Here is a 24119-nt window from a genome sequence, read left to right on the forward strand (position 1 = left end):
CGCCCGAAACGAGCGTTGAACGTCGGTTGCTTCGGGCGGTATTATGAGCACCTTTGTAAGTGCAGGGCGGCAGGAGCTGGTCCGTAGTTGTGTAATCAGCGAGTTTCTGTGAGTAAACACGTCATTGTCATTGGGGCCGGCTTCGCGGGCTTGTCGGCGGCCACTTCGCTTGCCCAGCGCGGTTACCGCGTCACGATTCTAGAGAAAAATGAAGGCCCCGGCGGCCGGGCGCGCGTGTTTCAGGCCCAGGGCTTCACCTTCGATATGGGGCCGAGCTGGTACTGGATGCCCGATATCTTCGAGCAGTACTTCGCCCGCTTCGGCAAAAAAGTAGCAGACTACTACGAGCTGACGCGGCTCGACCCTTCGTACCAGGTGATTTTCAAGGGGTCGGAAGCGGTGGATATTCCGGCGGCAATGGACGAGCTGCGCGCGTTGTTCGAACGATATGAGCCCGGCAGCGCCGCCCGGCTCGATGAGTTTCTGCGGCAGGCAGCCTATAAATACCAGGTGGGCATTGGCAAGTTCGTGCACATGCCCGGCCGCTCCCTACTCGAATTTGCCGACCCGCGCCTGCTCGTGGATGCCCTGCGCCTCGATTTGCTGCAAAGCATGCACAAGCACGTGCGCAAGTTTTTCCGCGACCCCCGCCTGCTGGAGTTAGTGGAGTTTCCGATTCTGTTTCTTGGAGCTACCTCCGAAAACACGCCCGCGCTCTACTCACTCATGAACTACGCCGACCTGGCGCTGGGCACTTGGTACCCAATGGGCGGCATGCACAAGATTGTGGAAGGCATGGTGGCGCTGGCCCAGGAGCGCGGCGTGACCTTAGAATACAACCAGGAAGTGCGCGAAATAGTAGTGGAAAAGGGCCGCGCCACCGGCGTCCAAACCGCCACCGGCTTCCGGCCCGCCGATGTAGTGATAGCCGGCGCCGACTACCACCACGTCGAGCAGCATCTGCTGGCCCCGCAGTGGCGGCAATACGACAAGGCGTACTGGGATTCCCGGACTATGGCGCCGTCGTCGTTGCTGTTCTACTTGGGCGTGAACCGACGCGTAGACAAACTGCGCCACCACAATCTGTTTTTCGATGAGGACTTCGCGTTGCACGCCGAGGAAATCTATGAGCAACCGAAATGGCCCAGCCGCCCGTTGTTCTACGTGTCGGCGCCCAGCCAAACGGACCCGAGCGTAGCGCCAGCGGGTTGCGAAAACCTGTTTCTGCTCGTTCCGGTGGCGCCTGATCTACCCGACCCGGAAGAGACGCGGGAGCACTACTATAACCTCATCATGGATAGGCTGGAGAGCCACTGCGGCCACAGCATCCGCGACGCGGTAGTGTACAAGCGCAGCTACGCCCACCAGGATTTCATGCAGGACTATCATAGCTTCAAAGGCAATGCCTACGGCCTGGCCAACACCTTGCGCCAGACAGCCGTGCTCAAGCCAGCCCTGAAAAGCAAAAAAGTCAGTAATCTGTATTTTACGGGTCAACTTACCGTGCCCGGTCCCGGCGTGCCGCCTTCGCTCATCTCGGGCCAAGTAGTGGCGCAGGAAGTGGAAAAGGAGCAGAGAATTAGTAAGTAATAATTGAGAATTAAGAATTAGTAAAGAGGAAGGCGACTTTCGGCAATTCAAGCCGCAGTAAGCAAATTCTTAATTACTAATTCCTAATTATTAATTCAAACACATGGACCACGTTGCCCTTTTCACCGAAACCAGCCGGGCCTGTAGCAAGCTTATTACTCAGCGCTATAGCACCTCGTTTACGCTCGGCATTCGCACGCTCGACGCACGGTTTCACTTACCGGTATATGCTGTGTATGGCTTCGTGCGCTGGGCCGACGAAATAGTGGACACGTTTCATGATCACGATAAGGCCGCGCTGTTCGAAGATTTCAAGCGCCAGACTCACGAGGCTTTGGAGCTAGGCCTGAGCTTAAACCCGGTACTGCACGCTTTCCAGGACGTAGTCCGGGAGTATGGCATCGACCGCGAGTTCATCGACGCCTTTTTGTACAGCATGGAAATGGACCTCGACGACCGCAGCTACAATCAGTCGCTCTATGAGCGCTACATCTACGGCTCGGCGGAAGTGGTAGGGCTGATGTGTCTGCGCATTTTCTGCGAGGGCGACGACGCCTTGTTTACGCGTCTGCGCGAGCCCGCTCGGCGGCTCGGTTCGGCGTTTCAGAAGGTGAATTTCCTGCGTGATATTCGTTCCGATTACGAAGAGCGCGGGCGCGTTTACTTCCCTGGCGTGCAGTACGAGCGGTTCAACGACCAGGTGAAGCAGGAAATCGAGGCTGATATCCGGGCCGATTTCGATGCCGCTTACATCGGGATTATGCAGCTGCCTACTTCCGCCAAGTTAGGCGTGTACTTGGCCTACGTATACTACCTCAAGCTGTTCCATAAAATTCGCCAGTTGCCGGCGGCTCGCATCCTGGGCGAGCGGGTGCGCGTACCAGATAATACCAAGCTGCTTTTGCTGATGGGTTCGTACTTTCGCTACCGCCTGCGGGCCATTTAGCCACGAATCTGCTGCCCAGTGAAGCTGCTTTTGTTTGTTCTCACCTTCCTCCTGACTCTTTTCCCGTTCGTGTCCGACGCCACTTCCTACTCGCTTCCCAACTTACGCCGCCAATACCAGCAAGCCGCCACCAGCAAAGAAGCCGGCGAGCAGTTCCATAAGCTAATGGCTGCCTACGACCAGCGCAACGCGGTAGTGCTGGCCTACAAAGCCGCTGCTGAGGCCATCCGGGCCCGCGACGCGTCCATGTTCAACAAACTAACTTACGTACAAAGCGCCGCCAAGCAATTTGACGAGGCCGTGAAGCTGGATACCAACAACGCCGAAATTCGTTTTCTGCGCCTGAGTGTGGAAAGCAACTTGCCCAGTTTCCTAGGACTTAGCACGCACGTGGAAGAAGACCGGCAGTTCCTTGTCGAAACGCTGTTGCAGCACCCACGCTCCGGCCTCGATGCGGAGTCGTTCGGCTTGGTGCGGGAGTTTCTGGTAGGGCGAGGCCATGTTTCGGCAGAAGATGCCCAAAAGCTGGGCCGCATTTCATCGTAGCATTTTGTATGTTCCAAGCATGAAAAGCGGAGCGCCTGCCAACGGCGCTCCGCTTTTTTGTGTCTGTGAGGAAGGCAGTTTTTCTTTATTTAACTTCATTATGCGCGCTACAATCCTGGTGCTAATAATGCTGAACTTAGCCAGTCTGTCGGCTTCGGCGCAAAACATACTGCTTACGGGGCGAGTGGTGGACGAGCAGCAGCGGCCCATACCGTACGCCAGCGTGGGGCTCGTCGATGGCTCCAATGGCACAGCAACCAATGAGATAGGGGAGTTCAGCCTACGCGCCGGGGCCTTGCCACAGCGGCTGGTGGTACTCAGCATGGGCTACAGCCGAACCGAAGTGGAAGCGCGGGAGAAAGATGTTCCGCTGATAATCACGCTGAAAGCTAGTGCAGTGGCTTTGCCCGAAGTGACAGTGCGCAACCCTGAGAAAGTGGCGGAAGAACTGGTGCAACGAGCTAGTGCCAAACTGTTGCGTCATGCCCGGGACCAGCAATACGGTAAAGCTTTCTACCGCCAGAAAACCCGTCAGGGCGGGCAGTACCGAGAGTTTTTCGATGCTTTCTACGATGTCAAGTTTTCCAACCGCCTCATCGAAGGCTGGGACTTGGGCGAGTCACGTTATGCTTTTACGCCGGGCGGCTTCACCTTCACCAACTTTTCGTCGCTCATTCGCCGCATACCGGTGTTCCGCCAGCATGCTTTGCGTGAGAAACTCTTGGTGCCGCTCGGGCGGGATGCTGCCAAGAAGTTTCATTTCACGCTACGCCACATTCTCACGGAGCAAGGCCGCGAAACCGCCGTTATAAAATTCGAGCCGCGCCCAGAAGTGCGCCAGCCAGCTACGGCCGGCATGCTTTACATCGATGTGCAAACCGCCGTGCTGCGCCGCCAGGAACAGTTCTTACCGCTCAGCAACATGCTCACCTTCAAGATGGGGCCGGAATATCAGCGCGTGACGGACAGTTTTCGGCTGGTATCGGATTTTGCGCCGCTCACTGATTCCCTGACGCGGCTGGCCAGCACGCGGGCGGAGGGCACCATCGTAATCCGAGCCGCTAATGGCCGCTCCGATAGCACGCAGGTGTCAGCCTACTTGTTTTTTTACCAGTATACTGGCCGTCAGCCTGGCCACACCTACGAAGATGTTGGCCGTCACTCGCGCGATTTGGAGCAGGTGATGAAGAAGCCATATAACGCGCAATTTTGGCAGGAAAATGAGGTGCTAAAGGCTAGCCCAATCGAGCAGGAGGTAATTCGGGATTTTGAGGGCCGGAAAGTATTTGGGAGATTCTAAAAACCCGAATCATCCAAATGTGGTAGTATCATCCTAAACGGTAATCTACTGTTGTGTTGAATTACGTAACTTTTGCAGCCCCAGGTCCCGGAACAATAACCTTCTTCCCGTTTTGGTGGTTAATTCGTCAGCTATGCCGTACCATCTGAGCGTCCGTATCGACCCCAACTCCGGCTTTTGCTTTGGCGTCATCTATGCCATTCAAATGGCGGAAGACCTGCTTAAGGAGCAGGGTTATCTGTATTGCCTTGGCGATATCGTGCACAACGATGAAGAAGTGCAGCGGCTGGAGCAACGGGGCCTGCGCATCATCGACTACGAGCAACTAGAGCAACTTCGCAACGAAGCCGTCCTGATTCGGGCGCACGGTGAACCGCCGAGCACCTACCAAATGGCGCTGCAAAACAACCTCACGCTCGTCGATGCCTCCTGCCCGGTGGTGCTCAAACTGCAAAACCGTATCAAAACTTCCTACGACAAGCAGGACCAAATCTTCATCTACGGCAAGCACGGCCACGCTGAAGTGCGCGGCCTGCTAGGCCAGACTAGTGGCAACGCCGTCGTATTTGAGAGCCTGGACGAATTGCTCAGCCATGAGCTACCAAGCAACATCACGCTCTACAGCCAAACCACGAAGAGCACCGATTCCTTCTACCGTATCAAAGGCGAGTTAGAGCAGCGCGGCTACCAGGTGAATGCCAACGACACCATCTGCCGGCAGGTAAGCAACCGCGACAAAGACTTGCGGAAATTTGCCGCTCAGTTCGATCAAATCGTGTTCGTATCGGGCACGAAAAGCTCCAACGGCAAAGTGCTCTACCAAGTCTGCAAAGACACCAACCCGCGTACCCACTTCATTTCCAAAGTGGAGGAATTATGCTCTGAATGGTTCCAGCCAGGCCAATCGGTAGGTATTTGCGGTGCCACCAGCACGCCCATGTGGCTTATGGAGCAAGTACGCGACGCACTGCTGGCACTGTAGAGTAGCGCGCCAAGTAAGTAGGATAAAGTGGCGTCTGCGCCATGTAGAAGCAAGCCGATGTAGATTTGCAAGTTGCCGACTAATTCAGCGTGTTGTCGCACCTTCTCACGGCCATTTTCGTCTGTAGCCTATGGCTTTCACTACCCAGCAACTCAGTAATTCAGCGGCTCCTCCGAGGGTAAAGCCTATGCCGTTAGGCGCCAAGGGCGTGCTAGTTGCTGTAGCCGTAATAATTACCTGGGTGGCGCTGTTGACGTACTTACTGGCGTTTTATCACCCCGACTGGACGACGCCTTGGCCCTACCTGCTGGGGCTGCTGCAAACTCACCTTTATACTGGCCTGTTTATCACGGCTCATGATGCCATGCACGGAGTGGTGAGTCCTAATAAGCGCTTGAACAATGCTTTAGGAACCTTGGCGGCAGGCTTGTTCGCCTTCAATTGGTTTCCGCGGATGCTGCCCAAACACCACGCTCACCACCGCCACGTTGCCACCGAACAGGACCCTGATTTCCACGATGGATACCACGCGAGCTTTTTAGCCTGGTTTGCTCGCTTTGCCTGGAATTATGTGACTTGGTGGCAAGTGCTGCTGATGGCAGCTACCTACAATGTGCTGAAGCTTTTCTTCCCACAAGCCAACGTTATTGCCTTTTGGATGCTACCGGCTGTGCTAGCAACGCTACAACTGTTCTTTTTCGGCACCTATTTACCGCACCGTGGTAACCACGCTCCCGATAACGCCCACAAGTCGCGCAGCCAATTTCAACATCATCTGTGGGCCTTCGTAAGCTGCTACTTTTTCGGTTACCATTACGAACACCACGACCAACCTTACTTGCCGTGGTGGCGACTATGGCAAGCCAAGGAAGGCAGATGATTTGCGGTTCCAGAGTAGGGTGTAAGCAGCCGGAGTAAAAAATATTCTGGCATTATTTTGCTTTTATTCGAACTCGGCATCTCCTTTTATAAGTCAATCATTTATAGTAAGATAATGATTTGTTGCGGGGGCTTTACGTAGCTAATAATACTCTTCGCTTATAGCTTTTCTAAGGAATCAGTTGTGCGATGGGGCACGGATTATGCAGCATATTCTTAACTTTCTTAAGGCGGTAGTGCAACACTGCTACCAACGAATGGAAGCTTTTTAGTTCTTCTTGCAAAAATGCTATTCGTCTTCTCATACAAACCGCGTTACTGGTGCCGGCAATGGCTGCTTGGCGGACTGTTGTGGCTGGTAGCAGGGCAGGCACTGGGGCAGGCTAAAAATACGCAAGCAGAACTCACAACCGTGGCGCAGTATCTGCGGCGTAGCGAGCAATTATTGCCGCTTAACCCAGCTGCCGCCTTGCTGCAAGGCGAGCAAGCATTGCATCTAGCTAGTGTGAGCGGGTATGCTGCCGATATAGGAGCAGCGTACCTGGCCATCGGGCAGGCGTATCAGGCGCAGCAGCAGTACGACCAAGCTTTGCGCTATTTCAAGCGAGCTCTGCGGTTGTACCAACAAGCCTACAACGAGCATGGCCGGGCCCAGGCTCTCCGCCTGTTGGGGCGGGCCCAGTACATAGAAGGGGATACGGGCCAAGCCTATAATACCTACATGCAGGCGATGCGGCTCACTCAATCTTTGCGCAACCCAACGGCTATGGCGCAGTTGTATGAGCAATTGGGCGAGCTGTACGGCGCACAAGGAAAATGGCAACGAGCCCTCACCAGCCACGAACGAGCATACACGGAATGGCAGCAGGCCGAAAGCCCTTCTGGCAAAACGGCTGCTCTCAACGCCATCGGGCTAGCGCACCATCAATTGCGCAACTACAGCCGTGCCTTGTACTATCTGCGTCGCTCTCTAGAAGATGCCCGGCAGACAGGCGACAGCATCCGGACTGGTGAAGCCTTGGCCAGCACGGGTCGGGTGTACGAGGATGTCGGTAATTACGAACTGGCAATGGTTTTCTACACCCGAGCCTTGGGCCAGTTGCCTTATCTGACAACGCCGCCCGCGCGTCGGGCCGCCGCATTTCAGTCTTTAGCTGTGGTGCAAGATTCGCTCCTGGACCAAGCAGGAGCCATAAAGACGCTACGGCAGGCGTTGCCGCTAGCCCGGCGCGGCGGTTCCGAAATTCAGGTGAGCGACTTGTACCAGAAGTTGGCGGACTTGTATCAGCGGACAAACAACTATCCAGCCGCTTTAGAAGCCCAACGGCGCTATTCGGCTCTGCAGGACAGCGTATTTGTGGAACGCCGCGCTGCGCAGATTGCGGAGCTACAGACCCGTTACGAAACCGAGAAAAAGGAACGGGAAATCCAGTTGCTTACCAAAGACCGCCAAATTCAGGATGCCAACCTGCGCCGGCAGAAGATGATGCGCAACATGCTCGGAGTCGGGGCCACGCTGTTGATGTTGGCCGTAGCGGCGCTGTACAGGGGGCGGCGGGAGCAAACACGTGTCAATCGGTTGCTGCAGCAGAAAAACCGCGCTATCAATCAGCAAAAGGAAGAACTCGGGCGCCTCAACCGCACGAAGGACACACTCTTCTCCATTATCTCACACGATCTGCGCAGTCCACTCAGCTCGTTGTATTCCATGTTCTCGTTGCTGAATATGGGCGTGCTGCCACCCGAGCGAATGGCCGCGCATTCGGAACGCCTCAGCCACACACTCGACGTCACCCTACGTTTGCTCGATAATCTGCTAAACTGGTCGGCCTCTCAAATGCAGGGCGACAAGGTGCGGCCCGAAAAGATTCAGTTGGCCGTTATGATTGAGGAAGCCTTGGCGTTGCTGCTAGCCGATGCTGAGCGCAAGAGCATACTGTTGCTCACGGAACTGCCCGACCCCTGTTTGGTGCGCGCCGACCCTAATATGGTGCGGCTAGTGCTGCGCAACCTCATCGGCAACGCCATCAAGTTTACTCCCCAGGAGGGCACCATTACGGTAGCGGCGCGGCAACTCAACGAGTTGTGGGAGGTTTCCGTGGTGGACACGGGTGTTGGCATTGTGCCAGAGGATTACGCAAAAATATTCGGCAACGCGACGCTGTACACCACTCTTGGCACAGCGCGCGAAAGAGGAACCGGACTAGGCTTGCGGTTATGCAAAGAGTTTGTGGAGCGCAACGGAGGCCAAATCTCCTTCGACAGCGTGCCCGGACAAGGTACTACATTTCGCTTCACGCTGCCCGTTGCTGAGCCCGATACGCTGCCCCTGCTACCCGACACTCCGGTCCAGATAACTGCTACTGTTGCTGCCGCCGGATAAGCGTCCGGTTAACCACCCGTTCCGTAACTCGGTCCCGGTACGTTTGGCCTAGGGGCAAGGCGTGGCCCCCCACACGCACCTCTAGGTTACTCACCGAATCTATCTGTGAGGCATTGACGAGGTAGGACCGATGAGTGCGTACAAACAAGCCCGCTGGTAGCTGCTCCTCTAAATTTTTCAGATTCACGAGCGTAAGGTGCGTGCGCCCATCAGCCGTATTAATCTTCGTGAAATCCTTGAGGGCTTCTATGTAAAGCACGTCCCGGTAGTGTAGGCGCACAAACTGCGCATCGGTGCGAATGAAAAAAGAACCCCAGCCCGACAGCAAATCCTGCTTTGGGTCCGTTTCGGGCGAGTTGGTGCGAAGAATACTAGCTACTTTGTTTACCGCCTTCAAAAACCGGTCGAGCGAAATAGGCTTGAGCAGAAAGTCGATGACATCTAGATTGAAGCCCTCCATAGCGTATTGCGGGTGAGCAGTCATGAGCACCACTAAGGGGGGCTGACGCAGAGAGCGAACCAAATCTAGGCCGCTGAGGTGCGGCATGGTGACGTCAGAAAACAGCACCTGCACATCGTTCGTAGTCAGATATTTGTGGGCTTCCAGCGGGTCGGTGAAAGTTGCCTTCACGTCCAAAATATCCGTCATTGCCACGTAGGCCTGCAAGAGGTCCAACACCAGCGGGTCATCATCAAGCAGCAAGCAAGTTATCTTCATGAAAAGCAAAGTTGCGGGTAGCCGGGTGAATATAAAGAGAATCGTAAATAATTTGCCTTCAATCTAAAAGCATAAATCAATCTTAACCGAAAATATTGCCATGTACATCTACCTGTAAACCGCTTTGCTCTACTTTATCAAACTCAACCGACGTAATTGAGTAGCTTCTGTTTACTTTCATTTGTTGTCTGCAAATTCCGCAGAAGAAGCGTAATTCAACTGACAGCACTGAAATCTTCGGCACTACTTAGCTTTCTTGTACTACACCCCGGACTTTTGACGGGCCCCAATATTGAATACCCAAAGAAGGCGGCTACAAAAGTAGTGTAGCCGCCCAAAAGATTAGGCCCTCTCATGCAAGATTTGCGTGGGAGGGCCTAACGCTTTCCTGATCTAGCGGCCGTCGCCGGAGTGGACGGCGTTGGTTTTTTTGCAGCAGTCCGGCAGCCGTTCGTAGGCGCGGGCTTCCGCTGGCTGGGCATCGGCATCGTAGCCAGTGCGCTGGACGGCGCCGCGTAAGTTGGCCGGGGTGGTCTTATCAGGCCGGTAGGTAACCGTGAGCACCTGGGTTGGCACATCGAGTACCGCCGCCTGCACACCTTTTTCGTAGGCCATAGCCTTTTCGAGGCGGCTCTTGCACATGTCGCACACGGCAGACGTTTTGAGCTGCACTTGTTCCGTGGCTGGACCTTTGGCTTTAGCAGCAGTCTGGGCGGAAGTGGTGTGTGCGAGTAGTAGGGCAAACACCGGAAGCAGAAGAACTTTCATACGGTTCATGAGGCAGAAAATAACGTGCTCAAGCACGAAAAAAGAAGACGAAAGAAGTTGTACGATGACGAAAACTGTGCCACTTGTTGGCTAAAAGCAGGTTTGACCACACACCTAATCGAGGCGGAAACGCAGGCCGGCGTAGGTGAGCCGGCCGTAGGTGGGCCCCCATACCATCGCCGCATCAAAGCTTTGGTTGAAAGGCTGGCTGGCACTGTAAATGGGGTCGGATTGGCGATAGTTGGTTAGATTTTCTACGCCAGCATACACCTCGAACCGTTTGAAAGCCCGCGTAACCTGCATATTAAGTAGCGCAAACCGCGGGGCATACGGCAACTCCATCTCGCCAGCTCCGTGCTGGTGGCCTTCGGAACCCGGATTGTGCGCCAGGGGGCGCCGTCCGAAACCCTGCACGGTCAGGTCGGCCCGCCACTTGTCGAAAGCTGTGGCGTAGCCCACGTTGAAAAACAGCCGGTGCGGTGCCGTGAGCGGTTTGGGCAGCAACTCCCCGGTGTAAGTGGTGCGCACATCAAGGTACTTGTAAGCCGCTTTCGCGGTAAGTCCTTTCACGGGCTCTACCTGCACCTCGGTTTGAAAACTACGCGAGAAGGACCGTCCACCGCGTTCCAAATTACCAATTACCAGCAAGGTGGGAGACGTGTACATATCGGCTACTACTTGGTTTTGGAACTTGGTGTGGTAGTAATCGGCGATGAATGTGGCCGGGTGGCCAGCGAAGGTGAAATACTGCGTGAAACTGCCCCCCACATTCCACGCCTTTTCGGGCCGCAGATTAGGCAGGATGATGAACTCCCGCGAACTGAGTAACACGCCGCTGTTTTCGGCAATGGGATTGGCTACCCGGAACCCCGTGCCCGCCGCGAAGCGCAACACGGTATTCTTGGCTGCATCGTACTTCACGTTGAAGCGGGGCGTAAGCTGCCAGCCGTAGAGGTTGTGGCGGTCTAGTCGCAACCCGCCTACCAGCGTCAGATTGCGCGAGTTCTGGTAGGTGTACTCCGCAAAAGCGCCCGGCACGTTTTCGCGGCGGTTGCGGTGCTCCCGGGCGTACCGCTGCTCCGGGGTCTCGGTGGAGTAGTTGATGCCCGTACCGAAAAACTCCTGGTAGTCATCGTAGAGATAACTCAGGCCCAGACGGTAGGTGTGCGCCGTGGTGCCCAGCACGCTTTGGAATAGCAACGTGGCTAAGCCTGTACGTTGTGTCCCATCGTAAAAGCGCATGGTGCGCCGGCTGCTGTCGGGCGTTATGGGCAGCCCGTAGGAATAGGTGGACGCGAAGTCGTGGTGGGTGCCGCTTAGCAGCAGGCCCAGACTTTGGTAGGGGCGGCCCGGCCAAGTGTAAGAAGTTTTGGCGAAGCCCGTGTAGCGGTTCGTACGGCTCGTGAAACCGTAGTTGCGCTCATACGCATCACCTTCCCCAGCCCGAAAACCCAGTTGGCCGCCTTCCCGCGTTTCGCGCAGAGCACCCAAGCCCACCTCACTCACAATACCGTTGCCGGACTTGTATTTCCACTTACTGAACACGTTGTACTGCGTGGCTAGTGGCAGGTCCATAAACCCGTCCTTGTTCCGGTCGACGCGGCGGCCGAGATGGTCGGAGTGGAGCAGGAAGGCGGTGCTGAGCTTTTTGTTGACGGGTGCGGCCAGGTTCAGGTTGAGGTCGAATTTGCCGAGGTCGTTGCCGTAGGCGTTGAACAGCAGCCGCTCGGCTTTCTCAGGTTCCTTGAGGCGCACGTTCACCTGGCCCGCAATGCTTTCGTAGCCATTCACCACCGAGCCCATGCCTTTGATGATGTCGATGCTTTCGATCCAAGTACCGGAAAGATAGCCTAGCCGATAAGGCGTGGCCAAGCCGCGCAGAGCGGGCAGGTTGTCGACGGTCAGCAGGGAGTAGGCACCATCAAGCCCAAGTAACTGAATTTGCTTGGCTCCCGACACGGCATCGGTGGTCGAAACTTCCACGGCCGCGTTGGTTTCGAAGCTCTCGGCCAGGTTGCAGCACGCCGATTTGGTAAGGTCGCGGCTGGTAATCACTTGCGTGTTGGTGGGCGTGAGCGAAGAGTAAGAGGGCGCGCGGCCTTCCACTTTCACCTCGCCAAGCTCCGCGCCTGCCCGCAATGCCACCCGCACGTAGGGCGAACCAGTAGCGGCCACGGCTACGGTATCGGCGCGGTAGCCAAGGGCGTTTATAATGAGACGGCCGGCCTCGGCTCGGGCCGGGCGAGCCAACGAGAAGCTACCCGTATTGTCGGTGGTAGCGGCTTCGATGGGAGCGCCGAGCCAGCGCACCACGGCTCCTGGCAGTGGAGTAGCAGCGGCGGCATCAGTAATCTGGCCGCGCACGGGCGCAATGACATCGGTAGCGGATTGGGCCATAGCCGTGACGGCGGTGCTTAGCGCGAGGCTGAAAGCAGCTGCCATACGAGGCCCGAAGACAGGGTGCATATAGTCAGTAAGTTAGCATTCATTCCGGAGAAACAATAACCTGCGCAGTTGCGCATGGCTTCTCGATGCCAGCCCCATAGGGCCAGGCGGAAAGAATGCTAGACGACTAGCACTCTGATGAAAGTAAGTAACTCGCGGCCCGCTCGCGGCGGCGAACTGTCGGAGGCGTACCAAGTGGCGGCGCGGGCTACTACCGGAGCCGGCGGCAACGTAGGCCACTGCCAAGTGGAGAGCCAGTCGGCTACGAAAGGAGGCGTCAGCAGCTTGGCCCAGGCCAACTCCGGCGCGGGCACATCTAGCTTGTGAAAATGGGCTTGAAAGTCGCAGCACGCACTTTTCAGCTTATTCTGCGTGAAGGGCTGATGCTCCACTGGCTTTGTGGGCTTGGGAGCCGGGCAGCGGTGCTTGGGCGTGCTGAACACGATGGCCGCCGTCGTTCGGCCGCTCTCCCGGCAAGTATGCCGCTGCACCGTCAGCCCCACCGAGGCGGAGAGGACGAGCAGAGCTAGTAGCGCGCTGAATAGCCGGTGGTAGAGAGGACGCTTCACAGCCACAAAGATACAACGCGAGCCGCTGAAATACAGGTGCAGAATACTGATGGAGTGGTGTACTATTTCGGTTGGCCGCGAGCGGCAGTACCTGGCGGCAGTTTTAAGGCGCACCGCGCCGTGACTGTTCGCCTCCCAAGCCGAGCCAGTCTTCAGGCGTGCTGGAAAAGCTATGAGCTATGTTGGCTACCTCGCTCAGATGGCGCGGGGCCGCATGGCCGCTGCGCGTCCGCCGGTTAAAAAACCGGCTCGGTTGGGTGGCTGACGGTCTGGGCGGCTGTGCCGCTTAGACCGTCGCCAGCGGCGTAGGCCCGGCAACTCGCGGACTGAAAGTCCACCCTACCAGACAGCGACTCCAAAATTGCTTCAGGAAAGTGCTGGTATCTTCGCCAGATAGTGTTGGTGCACCCTGCGAGTCGCGCTCGATGGGGGCAAGGCGGTCTACATGGCATCTCGCCCCCCAACTTACCCGGCTGCTGGAGTGATACTGCCAAGCCCGCACCGCAATGGTCTCAACTGCCCGCCTTCTTCACTTGCGTTTCTTCGGCCGCGACCTGCGGCTTTATCCTTCGGGCTACTGCCCGTAGCCAAGCCAGAAACGCCGGCTGATTCTTATCAATGGCCAAGCCGATGGGAATCGGCAGCTCTTGGCTATTAAGATAGTCTTTGGGCAAGGCCACGAGCCCCGGGTTTTTTTTGGCCAGGCCGGCGAAGAAAAATTTATCAATGGTCGTCACGTCGGCACGTCGGGCCAGGATTTCGGCTACCGGCACTTCGGCCAGAGTGCCAGCAATGGGACGGCGGGCGGCCAGGGGCAGCCGCTTTTGCAGCCAAGCGCCCTGCGGCGAGCCGGCGATATAGGCGATGGTGATGTCGGGCCGGTTTAGGTCGCTAATGTCTTGGGCCCGCGCCAGTTTCGGATTGTCGGCCCGGCCAAACAGTGCCTGGGCCGACATGGAGTAAGGGATGAGGTCCACAATTTTCGCGCGTGCCGGCGTCATCAACAGCGGCGCGATAGTGATGTCGGCCCGCCCGCTCGCCAGGATAGACATCTTGTTATCGAAGCTGACCGGCACCGTCTCAAGCCGCACCCCGAGACGGCGGGCGTATTCCTCGGCCAGCCGCCACGCTGGCCCCTTAAATGGCCGTGCCGCGCCGGCCGGGTTCTGCACCAGCCAAGGATACTCATCAAGCACCGCGACCCGCAGCGCCCCACGCTGCTTGATTTCATCGATCCGGCGGCTAACTCCCGGCGCCGGCACGGCCGTATCGGGCCCTGGCTTTTGTAGAAGCGTGGCCGTGGCCGGGTCTTGCTGGCTCATCACTACGGCCGGCAGCAAGGCCACCGCGACGGCCCAGGCCAGGAAAAAACGACAGTTAGCCATAGGAAAGCTGACAACAGAGAGGAACTGTTTTCACGCAGCACCCGGGTCTGGCCCAGGCACCGCCGGGCCGCTAGGGGCGGCGCGTGTAGACGTATGTGTGCGAGGAAATGGTGCCTTTGCCGTCAGCAACCACGAAGGATTGTTCTTTGCGGTCGTGGTTGGCATCTTGCAGCAGCACCGCCTGGCTCATTTGCAGCAACTGGCCCGAATTAGGGTCAGTCAGGGGCTCGAAGGTGAGGTCAATCCGACCCGGCTTGCCCGTGCCGAAGCTCGCGGCCGACATAATGCCCACGGGCGCGCGCATGTCCATCGACACGTATTTCCAGCGCCCCTCGCCTTGGTGAAAGCTCAGGTAGTCGATGCGCAGCACCTGCGTCGAGGTGAGAGAAGGCCGGATGGTTTCTTGTAGAAACGCGCCTACCATTTTGCGCTCCGCCACTAGCTTGAGCACAGTGGGAGTTGCCGCCAAGTCGCTGCCCACTGTCTCCACCACGTCCCAGATACCCACGCGCTGCGCCAGCAGACTGTTTTCGGGCCCTATGCCCTGCTGGCGCGTGAAGGTGAGGGGCACTTGCTGGGCCAGCGCGGCGGCCGGCAACAGCACGACCATGAGAGCCAGGACGAAAAAATCAGCACGATTAATCATGACGAGTTTAAGTGAAATGAACAGGGTGTAAAAGTCAATTGTCTGACTACCAAAGCTTTTTAGATTGAAGTTCCTCCAGGCTAAAAGCTAGAATTTCAACCGTTCTCATACCGGCCCCTCGCGTTTGGCTGCTTGGTAAACCAAAGATACCTTTGCCGGTATCCCGCGGTCAAGTATGCACTTTTAAGTGCACTAGGTACTGATTAGGTACCAATGCTGATCATCAGACGATTTAATTTTAGTCATGAGTCAGAAAAAGCACCCCGAAGCCGTTTGCGCCATTGACTATGCCTTTCAACGCATTGGCGGCAAGCACAAGGGGCGCATCCTGTATCACTTGCAGGCCGACGTGCTGCGCTACGGACAGTTGCGCCGCGTCATTACCGGCGTCACGCCCAAAATGCTGACCCAGGCCCTGCGTGAGCTGGAAGACGATGGCCTGCTCACCCGCACCGTATACTTGGAAGTGCCCCCTCGGGTGGAGTACCAGCTCACCGCCACCGGCCGGGAGCTGCTGCCCTTCATTGCCCTGCTCGAAAGCTGGGGCCTACGACAAATGGCGGAGCAGGGCATTGCGAACATAGCCGGCTGTGAGTTGCAGGAAGTATTGAAGGAAGCTGCTGCAAGCACCACGGTTGCCTGAAAAGGCGCCATCATTACGCCGCCGGTTCGACTGAAGATTAAAAGACTCCCAAGCCGAGCCAGTCCCCAAACTGGCGTGCTGGAAAATCCATGAGCTATGTTGGCTACCTCGTCCGGGCGGCACGGGGCCGCATGGCCGCTGCGCGTCCGCCGGTTAAGAAACCGGCTCGGTTAGGTGGCTGACGGTCTGGGCAGCTGCGCCGCTTAGACCGTCGCCAGCGGCGTGTTATTGAGACTGCCATTCTGTCAATATAAGTCTGCTGACTTGCTGCAGAAATCCCTGCGAGCGTGGCTAATCTCAAAAAATGGCCTCTATAGCCTTAGGAAGGCAGTTTCAGGAAGTGGTAGAAAATGGTAAATGGTGGTTGCCTTTTCTGAGGCATTGTGTACTTTTGCTATCAACCCTCTCCTGTGTCCACTCCATGAACCTGCTCTCCGGCGAATACGAATGCAAGCTCGACCCGAAAGGGCGGCTCGTGCTGCCGGCCAAGGTGAAGGGCAACCTGCCGGAAGCTTCCGGCAACCAACTGGTGTTGGTACGCGGGTTCGAGCCGTGCCTCGTGCTGTACCCGCGCGAGTCGTGGCGCGTGATTCACGATAAGGTGATGGCGCTGGATGAGTTCAATGAGGAATACCGGCAGTTTCAGCGCAACTTTTTCCGGGGCATGACCGAGGTGGAACTCGATACTATTGGGCGCTTCATGCTGCCGGGCTCCATGCGACGCTACGCAGGCCTGGAGAAAGAGGCCATCATTGTAGGTCTTGGCAATCGTTGCGAGATCTGGGATACCGCGCGCTACGACGAGTTCCTCATCAAAGACCAGCAAAGCTTCTCCAAGCTGGCCCAGAAATTCCTGACCACCGAAACCGGGCCCAGCGGCTCTCTGGCCGCATGAGCAACACACCCAACAATTACCTAAACGACACCGCCTACCACCGGCCCGTGATGCTGCGTGAGTGCCTAGAGGCGCTAGACCTGCGACCTGATGGCCGCTACGTGGACGTTACGTTTGGGGGTGGGGGCCACTCGGCGCGCATATTGGAGCACCTCACGACGGGCCACCTCTACAGCTTCGACCAGGATGCCGATGCCGAGCAGGAAGCCGCCAAGCTGGCCCGGCCGCAATTCACCTTCATCCGCAGCAACTTCCGCGACTTGCACGCCGAGTTGTTGCGCCACGACGCGCTGCCGGTGGATGGGCTGCTGGCCGATCTGGGCGTATCGTCGCATCAGTTTGATACGCCGGAGCGGGGCTTCTCTACTCGCTTCGATGGGCCGCTCGACATGCGTATGAACGCCGAAGACGGACCTACAGCCGCTGACATTATCAATGAGTACCCGGAAGCCGACTTGCACCGCATTTTTGGGATGTACGGCGAAGTGACCAATGCTCGCACGCTGGCGCAAACGGTAGCTATGGCACGGCGGGGGCATTCTATCGATACCATAGCTGGGCTGAAGAAGGCTATTGCTTCTTGCACGCCGCGCGGCAAGGAAAACAAGTACCTGGCGCAGGTATTCCAGGCGTTGCGCATCGAGGCCAACGACGAAATGAAGGCGCTACAGGAAATGCTGGAGCAAACGGCGCAGGTGCTGCGTCTCGGTGGGCGGCTGGTGGTGATGAGCTACCATTCGCTGGAAGACCGGCTAGTCAAGAACTTCATGGCCAAAGGAAAATTCTTCGGCGAAGCCGAGAAAGACCTCTTCGGCCATACGCACACCCCTTTCGAAGTCCTGACCCGCAAGCCAATCGAAGCTTCCGCCGACGAAGTAGCCCTAAACAGTCGGGCTCGGAGCGCGAAGCTGCGGGTAGGAGTTAAGAATTAGTAATTGATAATTAGTAATGAAAAATTCTCCGTCGTTGAGCGCACAATTGCTGCTACCATGCTTAATGGAAGCTGTGCTCATGTGCTCTTTGGGGCCAAGTACGGTGGGCCACTCATTGCTTATTATTAATTACTAATTGCTAATTATTAATTCTCAACAAAGTGGCTCTTAATACCATAAAACCCGTCGCTAGCCAGCCCCGCGCCAACGTGCCCCGTCCGGTGGCGGAGCCGGAGTATGTACCTGCGCCGGTGCTCGTGGAGCCGGAACCAGAGCCCGCGCCGAAGCCCCCCAAAGCACCAAAAGCGCCGCGGCCCGAACGCACGACTCCGCGCAGCTCGTGGAGCGTGTTTTCGCTGTTGGAGCGGCTCACGCGCATGGATGGGCTGTTTCGAGAAGGGCTGCCGGTGCGCTACCTGCCGCACGTGCTGTTCGTGATGTTTCTGATTCTGGTCTACATCGGCAACACGCACTACGCCACCCGCATGAACCGCAGCATTCAGCGGCTCAAGCTGGAGACGGAAGACCTGCGCGCCGACTACACCACGCTCAAATCGGACTACATGGAGGCCAGCAAGCAAAGCGAAGTGGCGCGCAAAGTAGCTGCCTACGGCTTGGTGGAAAGCTCCTCGCCGCCGTTCCGCATCGAGGTGCCGGCTGGCCGCCTTGATGAGGCCGCGCTGGACCTGGTGCCCGTGCTTACGGCCGACTCACTAGCCGCTCGGGCTCTGCGGGACTCGCTACGCCGCGCCGGCCCGGTGGGTCCGCTCGATTCGATGAACATTGAAGTTGGCGCGCCGCCCGTGCCTATCGGGACGGATGCAACAGGCGAGCCGGCTGAAGCCACCCAAGAACCCGCTGCTCCCCGCGCGAAAAAGCCTGTGAAGCATGAAAGGAAGCGTTAAAAAATCCATCGTTACGCGCGTACGGCTGGCGTTTTTGGGCGTCTGCCTGTTTTCGTGCGCCGTGGTCTGGAAGATTTCCAGTATTCAGTTCAAGGAAGGGGAGAAGTGGCGGGCTTTGGAACAAGAGCGTCGGGTGGTGTACCAGCCGGTGTTTGCCACCCGCGGCACCATCCTCGCCGACGACGGCCGAAGCATTATGGCTACCTCGCTGCCCTTCTTCCGGGTGGCCTGGGACCCGAGCGTGGTCGATACAGAAGTGTTTGATAAGGACGTGGATTCGCTCGCCATTCAGCTAGCGCATTTTTTCGGCGACCGAAGCGTATCGGAATATAAGCGTAAGCTCAAGAACGCCAAGCTGGCCAAGCCTTCCGTACGCTACATCCGGCTGAACTCGCGGCAGATCAACTATCAGGAGAAGAAAGAGCTGGCGCAGTGGCCTATCTTCCGGGAAGGCAAAAACAAAGGCGGCGTAATCTTCGAGAAGGTCGATAAACGGTTTCGGCCTTTTGGCGGGCTGGCGCAGCGCACCATTGGCTTCGTGAATGAAGACAAAAACGGAGCGGGACTGGAATTTACTTTCAACCGCCACCTGGCCGGCAAAGACGGCGAGGCGCTGTTTGAGCGCCTGCCCGGCGGCAACAAACCCATCTACGACGGCACTGAAGTAAAGCCCATTCCGGGCTACGACGTGCAAACCACGCTCGACATCAACCTGCAAGACGTGGCCGAAAATGCGCTTTACAAGTCGCTAGTTGATAATAATGCCCAATACGGCTGCGTGATATTGATGGAAGTGCAGACCGGCGCTATCAAAGCCGTGGCTAACCTGGGCAAGGTGGCCGAGGGTGTGTACCGCGAAGACTACAACTACGCCATTGCCGACCAGGGCCGTACCGAGCCCGGTTCCACGTTCAAGCTGGCTTCCATGATGGCGCTGTTCGAGGAAAACCCCGACATCAGCCTTGATGATATGGTAGACACCGGCAACGGCCGCATGTACATTGGCGGGGCCGTGAAAACCGACTCGCACGGCTACGGCAAAATTACGGTGAAGCAGGTTTTCGAGAAGTCGAGCAACATTGGCGTGGCGGTGCTTGTGGACCGGCAGTTCAGCAAGAACCCGCAGAAGTACGCCGACCACCTGAAGCGTTTTGGCCTGCACAAGCCGCTCGGCTTCCAGATGGCGGGCGAGGCACGACCCTACGTGAAAGACCCGCAGGACCGGTCCTGGAGCCGCACTTCGCTCACCACCATGAGCATTGGCTACGAATTGAAGCTGGCCCCGCTCCAGACGCTGGCCTTTTATAATGCCGTGGCCAACAACGGCGTGAAGGTGCAGCCGATAATAGTGCGCGAAATCAAGCAGGCCGACAAGGTGCTGGAGCGTTTCGAGCCCACGGTGCTCAACCCCAAAATCTGCTCCGACGAGACGCTGGCGAAGGTGAAAGCCATGATGGAAGGCGTCGTGACGGAAGGCACCGCCCGCAGTATTCGGTCCGAGGATTTTGGTATTGCGGGCAAAACCGGCACGGCCTGGAAGTTCAAGAACGGCGCGTATACCAAGGTGTATTCCACCAGCTTCTGCGGCTATTTCCCCGCCGATAAGCCCAAGTACAGCTGCATCGTAGTAGTCGATTCACCCAAGAAAGGCCGCATCTACGGGGCCGATGTGGCCGCGCCGGTGTTCCGCGAAGTAGCCGACAAAGTAATGGCCCGCGACGACGCCAGCCAGCGCCCCTTGCTGGCGCGCGGTGCCATGCAGAAAGCCAAAGTGCCCTACGTGCAGGCCGGAATGCAGGACGAGCTGCGGCTGGTGTGCGAGCAAATCGGGGTGAAGAGCGAAGGCGCTGCGCCCGAAGAGGACTGGGTGCGCATCCAGCCTAAAACCGACAGCGACGCCGATGCTTTGGCGTTGCAGCCGCTACCCGTACGCCCCGGCCGCGTGCCCAGCGTAACTGGTCTAACCCTGCGCGACGCGCTGTTTCTGCTCGAAAATCGTGGCCTGCGCGTGCGCACCCAGGGTACCGGCCGCGTGAAGGCACAGTCGGTGGTGGCGGGCACGGCCGTGAAGCGCGGCACCGTCGTGGCGTTAGTGCTGGCGCCGATTGGGCAACGCTCGGCTGGGCCCGGCCCAGCACCGGTGGTAGCTCCCGCCCCAAGTCAGCTAGCCGAGAACAAGCTGCTCACGCCCATCGATACCGACCTCACGGCCAAAGCCCGCGAACTGGCCGCTAAAGCCAAAGCGCGCCTTACGGCCACCAACGCAGCTTCGGTCCCAGATCAACCCAAGAAGAAACCAGAGTCGAAACCTGCGGCCAAGCCGGCCAAGCAGGTAACTCAGCAGTCCGCGCCGGCCAAAGCCAAGAAAGCCTAGGCAACTCAGCAAAACTCTCTGCGCCTTCTAGTAGGGCCTCAATCAGAACGAAGCCAGCCAAATTTGGCAATCAAATTTGGCAATCAAATTTGGCAATCAAATTTGGCAATCAAACCAGCTCAAAGCCCTTGTCGAACCCGAAAGAAATAACGCCCCCGCTCTTCTCCTTGCTCGCCGACGTGAACGTGACGGCGCAGCACGGCCCTACTGATGTACCCGTGCAGGGTCTCACGCTCGACTCGCGGCAAGCGGCGCCCGGCTTCGTGTTTTTCGCCTTGCGCGGCGTGGCTACCGATGGGCATCAGTTCATTGCGAAAGCCGTGGAGCAGGGGGCGGCCGTTATTGTTTGCGAGGAGCTGCCCGCGGAGCTTAATTCAGCCACGGCGTACGTGCAGGTGAAGGATTCGGCGGAGGCCATGGCGCACATGGCGGCGGCTTTCTACGGGCATCCATCGCGGAGCTTGCAACTGCTAGGCGTAACGGGCACCAACGGCAAAACCACCTGCGCCACGCTGCTGCACAAGATGCTCCGGGAACTGGGCTACCACACCGGCCTGCTCAGCACCGTGCAGAATCAGATAGACGAAGAGGTAATTCCGGCCACGCATACCACCCCGGACGCCATCCGGCTGAACGAGTTGCTGGCGCGCATGGTGGCCGCCGGCTGCACGCACGCCTGCATGGAAGTAAGCAGCCACGCCGTCGTGCAGCACCGCGTGACGGGGCTACGCTTCGCGGGCGGCATTTTCACCAATCTCACCCACGACCACCTCGACTACCACGGCACTTTCGAGAACTATCTGAAGGCCAAAAAAGGCTTCTTCGACCAACTGCCCAAAACGGCCTTCGCTCTCACCAACGCCGACGACAAGCGCGGCCTGGTGATGCTACAAAACACCGCTGCTCGTCGCGAAACTTATTCCCTGCGCGGAGCCGCCACGTTCCGGGCCAAGCTGCTCGAAAACGCCGTGCACGGCCTGCACCTGGAAGTAGATGGCCACGACGCGCAGTTTCGCCTCATCGGGGTGTTCAATGCCTACAATCTGCTGGCCGTGTACGGGGCGGCGGTGCTGCTAGGGGAGGAGCCGCTGGAAGTGCTGACGGTGCTCTCGGGCCTGCTCTCGGCGCCGGGTCGCTTCGAGCCTATCGTGTCCGGTAAGACCCGCGTAACGGGCATCGTGGACTACGCGCACACGCCCGACGCGCTGGAAAACGTGCTCCAAACCATTGCCGACATTCGCCAGCCCACGCAGCAGGTGATTACGGTGGTGGGCTGCGGCGGTAACCGCGACGGCGCCAAGCGCCCCATCATGGCAAACTTGGCCTGCCAAGGTTCGAGTAGAGTAGTGCTGACTTCCGACAATCCCCGCTTCGAGGACCCCAACGATATTCTGGCCCAGATGCAGGCCGGCGTGAAAGCGCAGGACCTGGCCAAAGTCCTCACCATCCCGGACCGGCGCGAGGCCATCAAAACCGCCGTCACGCTTGCCGGCCCCGGCGACATCGTGCTGGTGGCGGGCAAGGGCCACGAAACCTACCAGGAAGTGAAAGGCGTCCGCACCGATTTCGACGATAAAAAGGTATTGCAGGAGATGTTTGAGCTATTGGGTAAATAATTCTCTGTCATTGCGAGGCGCAGCCGTGGCAATCCTTCCTCTCTAGGCAGAAAACCTCACTTGTAAGCCAAACCTCTGGCATTAGTATGGTAACCAATGATAAAGACTTGTCGCTTCAGTAGGCTTCGCGCAGAGAGAGGAAGGATTGCTTCGCGCTGCTCGCAATGACAGTTAAAATTTCCTTGCCAGAACCTGCCTTTACCAGAATTCCGCACAAACACAACGCTTGCCGAACCCCGAAAAACCCGAACCTTTGCAGCTTGCTGAAACCCTGACCGCAACCTGCTGACCTCGCGCCCATGCTGTATTACCTCTTCAACTACCTCTACAAAGTACACCATGTGCCGGGCACGGGCGTGATGCAATACAGCTCGTTTCGGGCGGCTTTGGCCATCGTTACTTCGCTCATCATTGCGCAGTTTTTTGGCGCCCCGCTTATCCGGCTGTTGCAGCGCCAACAGATCGGCGAAACCATCCGTGACCTGGGCTTGCAGGGGCAAATGGAGAAAAAGGGTACTCCTACGATGGGCGGCCTCATCATTCTGCTGGCCATTCTGCTGCCGGTGCTGCTCTTCGCCAAGCTCGATAATATCTACATCGTGCTCATGCTGCTGAGCACCGTGTGGCTGGGCCTCATCGGCTTCATCGACGACTATATCAAAGTGGTGAAAAAGGACAAGGAAGGGCTGGCCGGGCGCTTCAAGATTATGGGCCAGGTAGGCCTGGGGTTGACGGTGGGCTGGGTCCTGTTCTTTTCCAACGACGTGACGGTGCGCCAATACTTGCTGAACAACGGCCTCACTTCGGCCGTGGATGCCAGCACTGTGTACCAGGATGTGAAGCTGATGATTACGACGGTGCCGTTCCTGAAAAACAACGAGCTGAACTACGGCGACCTGTTCGCCACGGCCGGCGACTTTTTCAACGAGTACTACGCCTTCTTCTACATTCCCATCGTCATCCTCATCATCACGGCCGTTAGCAACGGCGCCAACATTACGGATGGTCTCGACGGGCTGGCGGCGGGGACTTCGGCCATCATCGGCACCACGCTGGCCATCTTCGCTTTCGTGAGCGGCAACGCGCTGCTGGCCGACTACCTGGACATCATGTTTATCCCAAACTCGGGTGAACTGGTCATTTTTTGTGCTGCTTTCGTGGGGGCCTGCGTGGGTTTTCTGTGGTACAATAGCTACCCGGCGCAGGTGTTCATGGGCGACACCGGCTCGTTGGCTATTGGCGGCATCATTGCGGTGCTGGCCCTCATCGTGCGCAAAGAGCTGCTGATTCCGGTGCTCTGCGGGGTTTTTCTGATTGAGAACCTGTCGGTGATGGTGCAGGTAAGCTACTTCAAATACACCCGCCGCAAGTACGGTGAGGGCCGCCGCCTGCTCCGCATGTCGCCGCTGCACCACCACTACCAAAAGCTTGGCTACCACGAATCCAAAATCGTGTCGCGCTTCTGGATTGTGGGCATCATGTTGGCAGTATTGACTTTGGTAACGCTGAAATTGAGATAGATGAGTGGCACAAGCGTTGGTTCCCGCAGAGGGCGCAGAGGAGTACGCAGAAGTCGCAGAACGTTCTGCGACTTCTG

At 57.5% G+C, this 24119-nt stretch carries 20 protein-coding genes; 14 read left to right on the forward strand and 6 right to left on the reverse strand.

Going from position 1 to position 24119, the window contains the following annotated elements:
- Nucleotides 1-108: 108 nt before the first annotated feature.
- The 7 genes from ACYSMN_RS12615 (at nt 109) to ACYSMN_RS12645 (ending at nt 8626) form a co-directional block, all read left to right on the forward strand.
- Entirely contained in the window at nt 109-1590 is a 1482-nt protein-coding gene (locus ACYSMN_RS12615) for a phytoene desaturase family protein (RefSeq protein ID WP_488924241.1), read from the forward strand.
- 103 nt (nt 1591-1693) lie between these two features.
- Nucleotides 1694-2536, forward strand: coding sequence for a phytoene/squalene synthase family protein (locus tag ACYSMN_RS12620; RefSeq protein WP_488924242.1), 843 nt, complete (start codon nt 1694-1696; stop codon nt 2534-2536).
- A gap of 69 nt (nt 2537-2605) precedes the next feature.
- Nucleotides 2606-3082, forward strand: coding sequence for a hypothetical protein (locus ACYSMN_RS12625; RefSeq protein ID WP_488924243.1), 477 nt, complete (start codon nt 2606-2608; stop codon nt 3080-3082).
- Nucleotides 3083-3182: 100 nt separating this feature from the next.
- Nucleotides 3183-4382 carry a carboxypeptidase-like regulatory domain-containing protein gene (locus ACYSMN_RS12630; protein ID WP_488924244.1) on the forward strand — a complete coding sequence of 400 codons (1200 nt, stop codon included), beginning with the start codon at nt 3183-3185 and terminating at the stop codon, nt 4380-4382.
- Between the two features lie 133 nt (nt 4383-4515).
- Nucleotides 4516-5364: a 4-hydroxy-3-methylbut-2-enyl diphosphate reductase gene (locus ACYSMN_RS12635; RefSeq protein WP_488924245.1), complete on the forward strand. Its 849-nt coding sequence runs from the start codon at nt 4516-4518 to the stop codon at nt 5362-5364.
- 187 nt (nt 5365-5551) lie between these two features.
- Nucleotides 5552-6244 carry a fatty acid desaturase gene (locus tag ACYSMN_RS12640; RefSeq protein ID WP_488924263.1) on the forward strand — a complete coding sequence of 231 codons (693 nt, stop codon included), beginning with the start codon at nt 5552-5554 and terminating at the stop codon, nt 6242-6244.
- A gap of 285 nt (nt 6245-6529) precedes the next feature.
- Entirely contained in the window at nt 6530-8626 is a 2097-nt protein-coding gene (locus tag ACYSMN_RS12645; protein ID WP_488924246.1) for a sensor histidine kinase, read from the forward strand.
- On the opposite strand, the gene ACYSMN_RS12650 is transcribed toward ACYSMN_RS12645, so the two are convergent.
- From ACYSMN_RS12650 to ACYSMN_RS12675, 6 genes are all read right to left on the reverse strand, one after another.
- Nucleotides 8604-9344, reverse strand: a complete 741-nt coding sequence (locus ACYSMN_RS12650; protein WP_488924247.1) for a LytR/AlgR family response regulator transcription factor — start codon at nt 9342-9344, stop codon at nt 8604-8606. The genes ACYSMN_RS12645 and ACYSMN_RS12650 overlap by 23 nt on opposite strands.
- A gap of 393 nt (nt 9345-9737) precedes the next feature.
- Nucleotides 9738-10112 carry a heavy-metal-associated domain-containing protein gene (locus ACYSMN_RS12655; protein WP_488924248.1) on the reverse strand — a complete coding sequence of 125 codons (375 nt, stop codon included), beginning with the start codon at nt 10110-10112 and terminating at the stop codon, nt 9738-9740.
- 114 nt (nt 10113-10226) lie between these two features.
- Nucleotides 10227-12578 carry a TonB-dependent receptor gene (locus tag ACYSMN_RS12660; RefSeq protein ID WP_488924249.1) on the reverse strand — a complete coding sequence of 784 codons (2352 nt, stop codon included), beginning with the start codon at nt 12576-12578 and terminating at the stop codon, nt 10227-10229.
- Nucleotides 12579-12676: 98 nt separating this feature from the next.
- Nucleotides 12677-13126, reverse strand: coding sequence for an HYC_CC_PP family protein (locus ACYSMN_RS12665; RefSeq protein ID WP_488924250.1), 450 nt, complete (start codon nt 13124-13126; stop codon nt 12677-12679).
- 512 nt (nt 13127-13638) lie between these two features.
- The gene (locus ACYSMN_RS12670) at nt 13639-14511 is read right to left on the reverse strand and encodes a substrate-binding periplasmic protein (RefSeq protein ID WP_488924251.1); all 873 of its coding nucleotides are present in this window, start codon (nt 14509-14511) and stop codon (nt 13639-13641) included.
- Nucleotides 14512-14581: 70 nt separating this feature from the next.
- Entirely contained in the window at nt 14582-15157 is a 576-nt protein-coding gene (locus tag ACYSMN_RS12675; RefSeq protein ID WP_488924252.1) for a hypothetical protein, read from the reverse strand.
- A gap of 244 nt (nt 15158-15401) precedes the next feature.
- Here ACYSMN_RS12675 and ACYSMN_RS12680 point away from each other — a divergent pair, with 244 nt between their 5' ends.
- The 7 genes from ACYSMN_RS12680 (at nt 15402) to mraY (ending at nt 24042) form a co-directional block, all read left to right on the forward strand.
- Complete coding sequence (locus ACYSMN_RS12680) at nt 15402-15800, forward strand: winged helix-turn-helix transcriptional regulator (protein WP_488924253.1); 399 nt, start codon at nt 15402-15404, stop codon at nt 15798-15800.
- Nucleotides 15801-16221: 421 nt separating this feature from the next.
- Complete coding sequence (gene mraZ, locus ACYSMN_RS12685; RefSeq protein ID WP_488924254.1) at nt 16222-16695, forward strand: division/cell wall cluster transcriptional repressor MraZ; 474 nt, start codon at nt 16222-16224, stop codon at nt 16693-16695.
- Nucleotides 16692-17627: a 16S rRNA (cytosine(1402)-N(4))-methyltransferase RsmH gene (gene rsmH / locus ACYSMN_RS12690; protein ID WP_488924255.1), complete on the forward strand. Its 936-nt coding sequence runs from the start codon at nt 16692-16694 to the stop codon at nt 17625-17627. The genes mraZ and rsmH overlap by 4 nt, the downstream gene beginning before the upstream one ends.
- A 161-nt stretch (nt 17628-17788) precedes the next feature.
- Complete coding sequence (locus tag ACYSMN_RS12695) at nt 17789-18532, forward strand: FtsL-like putative cell division protein (protein WP_488924256.1); 744 nt, start codon at nt 17789-17791, stop codon at nt 18530-18532.
- A complete protein-coding gene (locus ACYSMN_RS12700; protein ID WP_488924257.1) occupies nt 18516-20906 on the forward strand; it encodes a penicillin-binding protein in 2391 nt (796 codons plus the stop codon). Before ACYSMN_RS12695 ends, ACYSMN_RS12700 begins: the two co-directional genes overlap by 17 nt.
- Before the next feature lie 128 nt (nt 20907-21034).
- Nucleotides 21035-22522 (forward strand): UDP-N-acetylmuramoyl-L-alanyl-D-glutamate--2,6-diaminopimelate ligase, encoded by a 1488-nt coding sequence (locus tag ACYSMN_RS12705; protein ID WP_488924258.1) that lies wholly within the window; start codon nt 21035-21037, stop codon nt 22520-22522.
- A 299-nt stretch (nt 22523-22821) separates the two neighbouring features.
- On the forward strand, nt 22822-24042 hold the full coding sequence (gene mraY, locus ACYSMN_RS12710; RefSeq protein WP_488924259.1) for a phospho-N-acetylmuramoyl-pentapeptide-transferase: 1221 nt from the start codon (nt 22822-22824) through the stop codon (nt 24040-24042).
- Nucleotides 24043-24119: the final 77 nt, after the last annotated feature.

It is taken from the genome of Hymenobacter sp. M1-2 (assembly GCF_057808495.1).